Origin of the sequence: Lactobacillus sp. UMNPBX6, assembly GCF_002553975.1 — a bacterium.
Lineage (GTDB): Bacteria > Bacillota > Bacilli > Lactobacillales > Lactobacillaceae > Lactobacillus > Lactobacillus gallinarum.
This window is the reverse complement of sequence record NZ_PCZD01000061.1, coordinates 1-10098: the sequence shown is the minus strand read 5'-3', so window position 1 is coordinate 10098 and position 10098 is coordinate 1. Positions and strand designations below refer to the sequence as shown.

Below are 10098 nucleotides of genomic sequence, written 5' to 3'. Positions count from 1 at the left end.
TCTAATCTATCAAGCAGCTTGATTAAAAGTGTTCAATTTATTATTGCAATTTACGAGTCGTATTTTTTTCATGATCTTTTGCATATAAATTTAGAATTCGTTGATAACTCTGTCGAGTTAATTCATTCATATGTAAATTAGGTGCTAATTCTTGCAACTTACGCTGAACTAAATAGTATTTATTAAGCGTAACAGGACGAACAGCATTATCTTTATATAGATGAATCCAATCTAGATAATATTTATAAAACAACTTGGTACTATATTTTCGTGACATATAAAAACCTCCTTAAACTTTAGTCACTCTGACATTGTTTAAGGAGGTTTTATTATTATGCAAGATTAAATGAACATATTCTGGAGAAGAAATTGTTTGAATTGTTTCATATACTGAATTCTTTTTTTATTAATACGTAGGTAATTTAAATAGTTAGAGTAAAACTGTCCTATTTTTTGTTGCTCATTATTGTCAGGTATAAATATAGCTATGTTTTCTAAATCTTTTAAGTTAAGTTTATTTCTGCTACTTCCAACAGTATATTTTGAATAATTAATCTGCTTTAATGCTAAAGCTAGAAATAATGGGCTTACATCTTTATTTACTTTTAAAACATGTGCATGATTATTAACCCAAATTTGACCTTTGACAAAATAAATAGGGTATTCTGTTAAACTGTTAGCTCCATCTTCGGCTATAAGTATAAATTCTCCTTTATGAGTAAATCCGCTGATATAGTCTTGAATTCCATTAGCTCCATAATATGGAGTATCGCCAAATAATCTGTCTTCTTTTTTAACCGGTTTTCTATTTTTATCTAAAATAGTTACTAAATCAGATAATTTGGTTTGCTGCCACTTTGCTTTTTTTAAAAAAAGTCGCCTAATTATTTCGTGATAAGTAAATTGAAAACTTTCTAATTTTCGTTGCTGAAGGGTTATACGATTATCTATTAATTTGAGAAGATGAACAATAGCTTTTTGTTCAACGTTATCAGGCAATCCAATATTAGTTTTTTTAACAATAGAACTATTTAAATTAACCTGACTACCTGGTTGACCAAATTTTTGCCATTCATGTTTGTAGAAAGCTAACCAGTAAAATCCAAAATCTATATTAAACTTTGGATTTTCAAATATGAGAAAGCCGTCATGAACACCAGTTTTAACATAATTAATAACTGGATAACCCACAGATGCAGCTATGCTCAATAATAAATGCGGTGTTGAAATTACTCTTGTTTTTGCTTGTCCCAGTATAGATATGTGTTGAGACAAGTGCTGTATTCGTCCATGTTGAGCAGTCACATCAGAAATGCGTAACCATCCAATATTTGAATTACTATTAAACCACTTGGGATCACTAATAGGTCTGGGAGATGCTCCTCGAATTATTTCAGATATATCTCCTAACTTACGCTGCTCCCAATCGTTAGTGAATCCTTTAAAGCGCAATACTGGAGCACTTTTCACCTCTCTTCTATTCATGAAGCTCGCCCTCCAGTTCCTTTATAATGGCATCCAGGCCATCCATAATATCAGAATCATCTGAAGTTAATTCCTTTAACATGCCGACCAATTCTCGTTGATTTTTCTCAATCTCAACATTTGTTTCATGCAGGTCAGCAGCTACTTTCTTCAGGTCTACCGGAGGCTCGGGAACGAAAGTATCCACATACCTTGGGATGTTAAGATTAAAATCGTTTTCTTCAATTTCATCAAACTTAGCTAAATGAGCATAACGTTCAACATCTTCACGCTTCTCATAAGTATCAAGAATCTTTTGAATATCTTTTTCTCTTAACTCATTTTGGTTCTTTTTCTTTTCAAATCCTTTAGAAGCGTCAATAAACATTACACTTCTATCAGTTTTATCCTTCTTCAACACCACAATAACAGTTGGAATACTAGTACTGTAGAACAAGTTAGATGGTAATCCAATTACCGCATCAATTGAACCATTTTCAAGGAGCTTCTTACGAATCTTACCTTCTGCTGCTCCTCGGAATAGAACACCATGAGGTAAAACAATAGCCATAGTACCTGTATTCTTTAAATGATAAAAACCATGCAATAGAAATGCGTAATCAGCTTTTGATTTGGGAGGTAGTACACCATATGGGCTAAACCGAGGATCTTGTAAAAAGCCTTTATCAGCTGGCCACTTTAAAGAATATGGCGGGTTCATTACTACAGCATCAAACATAGTTTTAGCAACAGGTGGCCAATCAGCACTAAGTGTATTACCTCTGCGAAGATGCTGATTACCAAAATCAACACCATGAAGAATCATATTCATTTTAGCCAATCTATGTGTTGAGAAATTAATTTCTTGTCCAAAGTAAATTATCTGATCTGCTTTTCCGCCAAATTTTTCAATGTATTTTCCAAAATTTAAAAGCAAAGACCCTGATCCCATTGCTGGGTCATATACTGTTAAACCATCTGGGTATTTGCCTCCAACTAAAGTTAATTTAGTTAACAACTCTGATACTTTTTGAGGTGTATAAAATTCACCTGCTTTTTTTCCTGAACTTTCGGCAAATTTGCCGATTAAAAATTCATAGGCATCACCTAAAGTATCACCCTTAGTTTTAACAATCTCTAAATCACCTATTGCTTTAATGACGTTAGCAATAGTATCTGCTTGTTGCTGGGCATTATCACCTAATGCCTTGGAATATAAATCAACATCTTCAAACAATCCTGCAAAATTTTCACTTATACTTTCAATGTCATTAAAAGCTTCCGCCAAATCAGAAATTTGAAATGTTTTAAGTTCACCTTTTTGAGTTCTAGCTTCTCCATTAATTTCATTTAATAAATACGTAAATGTGTGTCTAGGAGAAATTGTATACGAAAAAGTTCTTTTTAATTCCTTTAAAAGTTCTTCATCTTCGGCGTTTTCTTCATATAATTTTTGATTAGCTTTTAAATCTGCATTCGGATCACCAATAAGTTGTCCCACATAATATAGCATCTTATCAGAAAGATACTTATAAAAAATTATTCCCAATAAATAGTTCTTATATTCATTAGCATCCATTTTAGAACGTAAATCGCCTGCGGCACTATATAAAGCCTGTTCAAGTTGACTTTTAGCTTTTATATTATTATCTGACATATAAGTTTTTCAGTCCTTCTAATTTTCGTTGTTAGAGCAACGAAAATATTAATTAATATTATTTTAACTTGTCAAGCCAAATAATAAAAGAACTAATATTCGAAAAATAAAAATGCACTTTAGTCAAGTGCATTTAATTTATATACTTTCGTAATTCTCTTTCATTAATCTTACTTTGTTTTTCAGCTGCATCGTAAACAAATTCAAAGACGGACTGATCAATATTAGCAATATCAATAAAAAACACGGTATTTGTTCTTGCGTTGAAAATCATTAATCGTTCAATATTTTCATTATTAAAATGATTATAAAATCCTAACGTATAATACAAAAGCAACTGGCGAACCCATGAAATTTGCATAGTAGTTTTCACTGAAACCTTTAAATCCAATAATGTCTGTTTTAAAAGATAGTCACCATCTCCAGAGACAAAACCATTTTCAGCCTTAGCAAAAAATGCATCCCTAGTTGGCCAACCAAATTCTTCGAAAAATTCCTCAACACGTTGAATCATCATTTTAATGTGTTCAATTGTTAACTTATCAGGATGTGCTTTGGGTTTAACATAGCGACCACTGCGAAATGCATCTTCCCACGCACAGATGTCTGTTGCCAAGTAAATAGCTTCATCTGATAATGAATCAACATCTGACAGATCTTTAACTAAATATCTTAATCTTTCTTCTTGATCTAAAAGCTTCTTATATTCTTTAACCGGAATAATTCCATGAATCAAATCTTGTTTGGCTTTAGCATTCGCAACGTCAAAGGCGTGTTCATTAGCAAGCAACACATAGCGAGAAAGATAATCTACTATGGTTCCTACCTCAGTTGGTCTTATATTCTCATCTTCTTTTGAGATAAAGGCATCTTGGCTCAATTGCTTAATAGTAAAATCACTACTCTTGATGATCTTATTTAAAGGCAATATTTTAGGTTGGTGAGCAATTTGAGTTATTATGATTGGTAATTTCATTTAATTTTCTTTCACTTTAACAGAAAGATAAAATTCATCTTTTGGTATCTTATATGCTTCAATTATTTGCTTAAGCACATGCATATTACGATGAGCACTTCCACCAGTCATTACATAGATATCATCTCTAACTTTGGAGTAACTCCACTTTAATTTGTCATCAATATCTTTCTCTTGACAAATTATGAAGCTATTATTTTGATTAGCATTGTTTAATGTTCCTTTCCAAGTTAATCCAACTAGGCTTTTCAACAAATCAGGATTATCTTGGTCTAAGATTTGAATAACTTGAAGAGGCACGTCTTTAAAGTACTTAACAGGATACTTCGATCCTTCAAGAGTAAATGAAACTAATTTCCTTCCTGTAGTCGCATCTAAATTGTCTAATCCAATTTTATCTACAGCTTCAAACTCAATTCTTGAATCTTCAATAGGATTCAATTCATAACGATTCAGTAGTATCTCTGCCAACCTTTCTGCTCTAGCCTTAATATCTGCGATTATCCATTCATTTTTATCTACTACATCCTTATTAAGAATTATTGCTTTAGAATTTTCTTCTAAAATATGTTTCTTTTCAGCAAAACTCTTATTAGACATTTCAGAATTATATCCAGTTATAGATAAGTTCCCTAATGTATGAACAAATTCATCATGTTCTTCATCAGAAATATTCTTACGCCACGATTTACTCATTGTCTGTGGCATGATATGTTCAATAGTTAAATCTTCTGAATTTAACTTTTCCTTTGAATTTCCATTCTCAATATCAAGCATTATTAAGTCACAAAGTCCTTTATTCAAATAAAGCTTTGAGTGAATTAATGCATTTTTGAGTTGATTATCATCTGGTACTTCATTTTGATTTTGTTGAACAAATAAATACTTATTGATGGCTTCATAATATTTTTTCTTATTTTTAGCTAATTTAAATGTTCTAGCATAATAACTAGCAAAAAATCCTAATAAAGAATTAGAAGGCACATCACAAATTGTCCTTCTTATAAGATAAATTGTAATCAAATGAATCACTTTAGTTAAAGTTTCTTCATCAATTTCATTATTTTCATAGTCATGGAAAACATGGAGAAAGAATGGATAAGATGTGCTTTGATTTATTCTATTTAAACTAGCTAAATCTGTTTTAATATCATCGTTATAACTAGCTTCTGCCGGATACATAAAAGAAGCATATAATTCTGCATAATTTTTTATTTCCTTAAGTGCTTGTTCATGACTTAGATTTTCATTTTTAAATGTATCAACAAAAGTTTGGTAAACTTTACGTTCAGCGACCACTGAATTTTTCTTCATAATAATAAATTGTCTAAAGAACGCATCCATAGCATGATTGCTATTATCTCTTCTTAATTTATTTTCAATAGGTAACCAGTAATCTTCAAATAATCTTTCTTGATCATGATCACTCATTAATAAAAAATTACGAATTAAATCTGAATTAGTTAAAGCAACGCCAGTCGAATTGATACTTTCAAAAATAATTTGAGGATCATCCTCACCTTCTTTAAGACTGATTCCTACTACTTGGAGTTGTCGAATAGCTTGTAAAATTTCTCTACTTGTAATTCCCTGCTTGAGCCAATTATCAAAGGTTTGCTTTGCTAATTTATAATTTTCAACAATATGACTATTTTCATCTAATTTATCATTATCATGATTCAACAAAGCTGTGTATTGAATATTATCTGATTTAATAGGCTTTAACTTGATTTTATATTCTTGAGAGGGAGACTGAGAATTTGTTAAAAACATTTCAATAGTTCCAGTAGTGAAGGCATCACCATCAACGGTAACATCTTTTAAAGCCTGTAGTAATAATGTAATCGTGGTTAACCTTTGTTGACCATCAATAATTAAATATTCTGGTAGTCCTATATCACTATTAGTTGATTCAAGGTAAACTACCGCACCTAAAAAATGCTGCTTTTTAGTTTTAATTACAGTATATAAATCATCTAATAACCTTTTTACATTATTTTTATTCCAATCATAATTACGTTGATATACTGGGATTTTCAAAATCATTTGAACTGGGGCAAAAAATCGTTCTGTTGCATTAAATATACTTGCTTGCATTGTTGTTTACTTTCCTTTTAATTTCTAAATTGTAAGTTAATGGATTCATATTAACTTTTTCTATACTCTATAATTTTAACACTACATTTTTAGCGTTTTTCTCCACTTATCATCATCTTTCAGTAATTTAAATTACAGTAATCATAATTACTGTAATTACGATTACTGAAAAATAAAAAGCATCCCTCTCTGGAATGCTCCAACAAACAATTACCTATTCATCACCTTGATAATACAAATCGTTAAAATTCTTATGCTTATATTGCTGTGCAAGTTGTGGATTCTTCCAAGCAACACAGTTAGTCCAAAGGCCTGCTCCTTCAGCAATCACTAATACCGGCTGACCATTTTCAGTATAAGGGCCGTAGAAAGTACCATCACCAGCGCCTTGCATCCAGCCCATGACATTCAAATATTTAATGCCATGTGCCTTCCAAAAGCCAGTTCTTCCCCAATTTTTAGTTTCTTCAACTAAGCCGGCATCAACTTCTTCTAGTGCTAATTTCATTAATTCTCTAATCAAATCAAAGAAGTAGCACATTAATGCCTTTTCACGAGCAATAACATTATTTTCGGACTTAATAATTTTCACGATATCAGTTATAATAGATTCCATAAAAGACTAGCTTCTAATGTGTTTTTTTGCTTAACATCAGACTACTGATCTTTTTGTTTTGGAGTCAAGTCCTAAAATGGATTTGACTCCTTTTAATTTATATTTAAACGTTACCGCAAGCTATTTTACACTTAGTAATCATTGATGAGTATAGCTATTTCTTTTTTCGCTTAATAAACATGCTGCCTAAGCCTAGATTTGATAAAAGTATGCCTAGCCATGAAAGTGATTCTTCTCCTGATTGAGGCAAGGAATTATCATTTGTTTCAACAGTTTCAGGTTGAACTGGCTTATCATTATCCAGTCTTTGTGGTTTCTACCACATATCCTAAATCTTCATACATTTTAGCCACTGCATTAAATCCAGCATCCGCTGCTTTTGAATCATAGCCTCTTAATTCAGCGCTTGCCTTACCCTGAGCAATTGTATAAGTACCAACAATTCCTGGATATTTGGATAAAGTAGGATTATCTTTTCTCAACTTTTTAGCAGCTGAATCTGTTAATTTAGCATAGTATGTACCACCATTTTTAGGATTTTCTACAATAGCATCACCATTTTTATCAACCCATTGAAAGCTATCATTATTGATGCTGCTGGTATTTAGTTTTTTATCACCATCTGACAAACTAAACTTATTAACATCAATCTTATTAGTTTATTTTCCGTCATATTCTTTAGTGTTTTGACTTCCAATTTGCCAAGTATCTGAATCAGTTGCCGGATTATTATGTCCGTTGCTGCTATTATCAGCAGTATCTGCACATGCTACTTGAGAACTAAAGCCAAAAAAAGAAACTCCAATCAAAGCTGAGACAGCTCCAACTGATAGTTTCCTAATTGAATATTTATTTCTTTTATTATTAGATTTCCTTATTTTCTCATTATAGTTATTTTCAGATAACATCTTAATATCACATCACTTAAAGCATGTTTATTCTATATGAACATATTTAACATAGCTATAAATATTAATATATCATTATGTATATCTTTTCTAAAGTATTTTATTACTTTTTATAAGTAATATGTAATAAGAGTACCATTTAACTTATATTAATTTTCTTAAAAATTGTTATTTTTAATATTTGATTTAAGACAGAAAAAAGCTGATATCCTAATTCACAGAACAAAGTTTTATCAGCTTTTTTCATTTTTTAATATTAAAAAACAAACCTTTTCTCAATGTTTAGTACTAGCTATATAGTAATCATTCATAAGAACAGACTTCGACCAAGTTTCCATCTGGATCCCTAGTATAGCAGAAGTCATTTTTCCATGTGCACCATGCTTCTCTACTGGGCCCGAAATAATCTCTTGATTATTTGATTTATACTTAGCTATCACATTTTTAATAGGTTGATCAGTTTGAAGACAAAAATCAAAAACTCTCGTTTCCAATTGTTTAGCCACAATTGCGTTAACCCCATTAGTCTTTTTTCTCAGTCGAATTAATTGATCACCACATTGAAGAGAAACGAAGCCATTTTGTTCATCAACAATAGGCAATCCTAGAATTTCATGATAAAAATTCTTAGATTTATTTAAATCAGTCACAGTAATTACAAAATGATCCAAAGCAATAATTGTCATATTTTTACTGCTTTACATAAGTTATATTATTAAACGTGTTTATTTTTGGAACGATAAATCAATGGAATAACTTGTTTTTCAAATTCTGAGCTCTTAATTGGAATAATTACATCATTATCAACATTAAAAAGCTTAAGCTGTCCTTTTACTTTAATCGGATCAATCAAATTCTTAAGTTTAATGTACCAATAATAGCATTGATCGACATCATTCCAGTCTATTCGATACAGATCCATCACGCAAAGTGCATATCCTGGTGCAGAATTCGGCACTCTTTTTGCCGTAGAGCACATCAAAATTGGTCCACGATAATTAGTTTTCCACGTGCGGTATTCTATTTTCTTGGTGCCGTTAATCATCTGCATGATATAGTCACCACGCACAGACAAAGCTTTCATTATTTGTCCCAGTGCTCTTTGATAAATTTTTCTCGGCCACCTGCTTCTTCCATTGCATAACGAAGTGGGTCCTTTTTATAGAAATCTTGGTGATATTCTTCTGCTGGATAAAATGGTTGAGCTGGTTCAATTTTCGTCACGATCGGATCATCGAACTTGCCGCTTTCAGCTAATTCTTGTTTGGACTTCTCCGCAGCTTCCTTCTGTGCTGGTGAATTATAGTAAATTACGGGACGATATTGATCGCCGCGATCTTGGAACTGCCCCATTGCATCCGTGGGATCAGTAACCTGCCAATAATATTGAAGCAACTTTTGATAAGGCATTTTTTCAGGATCGAAAGTAATTTCAACGGCTTCTGTATGCCCAGTTTTACCCGTGCAGACTTCTTCGTAAGTTGGATTAGCAACATGACCACCAGTATACCCACTAACTACCTTTTCTATTCCGGGCAGCTTATCAAATGGACTCACCATGCACCAAAAGCATCCCCCAGCAAAGATTGCCGTGTCTAATGCGCCTTTAAGCTTGGTATCAGTGATTTTCGTCTGTTCGTTATTCTCCGTCATTCTCTCATAACCTCCTAAATTCCGTGAAGTTTTCGGTTTTCACTCTTAAACCGAATTATAAACTAGATTATAATATTTTTTCATAATTTTTTAAAATAAAATGCAAAAAGCCACCCAAGAAGGTCTTTCATCCTTCTAAATGGCTTTTTTACTACATATTTTTTGCAGATTTCGTCAAATCATTCTTATCTGAAATCCAAGTAAACAATGGCAAATCAATATGACCATTTTCGTCAATTGAATTCATTACTTTTTCCATAAAGAATTCCTGCCAATGCTTATCTGGTTGTACACCGGGATGACCTAATTGAGGAACTAGCCATCCTTCACTCAATGGCTTGATTGGATTAAGACCTACTACCATCCCAATAGTATAGTTTGAAAAATCAAAACTGCCTTCGACTACTTTCCATTTAGGATTTTTCATTAATTCAGGTTGCAATTTATTTAACATTTCAGGCGGAATTTTACCCTCAGTAATTGCCATTCTGCCCTTAATTGGGCCATTTTTCTTTTCAAATTCTTGCAAAGTGCCTTGCATAAATAATTTTTGCCCCAATTGATCAAATTTCTTCTCTTCTTTTAACATAGTTAATTAATCAACTTCCTTTAATATGCTTAAGCTTTATTATACAGAATTTTATCAATGAAAAAAGCTTTCAAGATTCAATTCGTAAATTGCAATAATAAATTGAACACTTAAGCTGCTTGATAGATATGATCCAAT

General features: G+C 31.8%; 10 protein-coding genes and 2 pseudogenes. All 12 read right to left on the bottom strand.

The features are described from left to right. Nucleotides 1-55: 55 nt before the first annotated feature. Nucleotides 56-277 (bottom strand): annotated as a pseudogene (locus tag CP357_RS08640) (site-specific integrase); the annotation flags it as partial. A 65-nt stretch (nucleotides 278-342) separates the two neighbouring features. Next, entirely contained in the window at nucleotides 343-1485 is a 1143-nt protein-coding gene (locus CP357_RS08635; protein ID WP_098037079.1) for a restriction endonuclease subunit S, read from the bottom strand. Then, nucleotides 1478-3121: a type I restriction-modification system subunit M gene (locus CP357_RS08630; RefSeq protein ID WP_098037078.1), complete on the bottom strand. Its 1644-nt coding sequence runs from the start codon at nucleotides 3119-3121 to the stop codon at nucleotides 1478-1480. Before CP357_RS08630 ends, CP357_RS08635 begins: the two co-directional genes overlap by 8 nt. A gap of 133 nt (nucleotides 3122-3254) precedes the next feature. Beyond that, the gene (locus tag CP357_RS08625) at nucleotides 3255-4097 is read right to left on the bottom strand and encodes a hypothetical protein (RefSeq protein ID WP_098037077.1); all 843 of its coding nucleotides are present in this window, start codon (nucleotides 4095-4097) and stop codon (nucleotides 3255-3257) included. Then, nucleotides 4098-6194, bottom strand: coding sequence for a DUF262 domain-containing protein (locus CP357_RS08620; RefSeq protein ID WP_098037076.1), 2097 nt, complete (start codon nucleotides 6192-6194; stop codon nucleotides 4098-4100). 448 nt (nucleotides 6195-6642) lie between these two features. Then, nucleotides 6643-6810, bottom strand: a pseudogene (locus tag CP357_RS10390) (ISLre2 family transposase); the annotation flags it as partial. Nucleotides 6811-7106: 296 nt separating this feature from the next. After that, the gene (locus CP357_RS08610; RefSeq protein ID WP_098037074.1) at nucleotides 7107-7439 is read right to left on the bottom strand and encodes an MBG domain-containing protein; all 333 of its coding nucleotides are present in this window, start codon (nucleotides 7437-7439) and stop codon (nucleotides 7107-7109) included. A gap of 30 nt (nucleotides 7440-7469) precedes the next feature. Next, a complete protein-coding gene (locus tag CP357_RS08605) occupies nucleotides 7470-7718 on the bottom strand; it encodes a YSIRK-type signal peptide-containing protein (protein ID WP_098037073.1) in 249 nt (82 codons plus the stop codon). A gap of 275 nt (nucleotides 7719-7993) precedes the next feature. Further along, entirely contained in the window at nucleotides 7994-8404 is a 411-nt protein-coding gene (locus CP357_RS08600) for a VOC family protein (protein WP_233187242.1), read from the bottom strand. Between the two features lie 29 nt (nucleotides 8405-8433). Beyond that, nucleotides 8434-8802, bottom strand: a complete 369-nt coding sequence (locus tag CP357_RS08595) for an ASCH domain-containing protein (RefSeq protein WP_098037072.1) — start codon at nucleotides 8800-8802, stop codon at nucleotides 8434-8436. Next, nucleotides 8802-9371: a peptide-methionine (S)-S-oxide reductase MsrA gene (msrA, locus tag CP357_RS08590; RefSeq protein ID WP_025006186.1), complete on the bottom strand. Its 570-nt coding sequence runs from the start codon at nucleotides 9369-9371 to the stop codon at nucleotides 8802-8804. The genes CP357_RS08595 and msrA overlap by 1 nt, the downstream gene beginning before the upstream one ends. Nucleotides 9372-9522: 151 nt before the next feature. Further along, nucleotides 9523-9960 (bottom strand): hypothetical protein, encoded by a 438-nt coding sequence (locus tag CP357_RS08585; RefSeq protein WP_098037071.1) that lies wholly within the window; start codon nucleotides 9958-9960, stop codon nucleotides 9523-9525. Nucleotides 9961-10098: the final 138 nt, after the last annotated feature.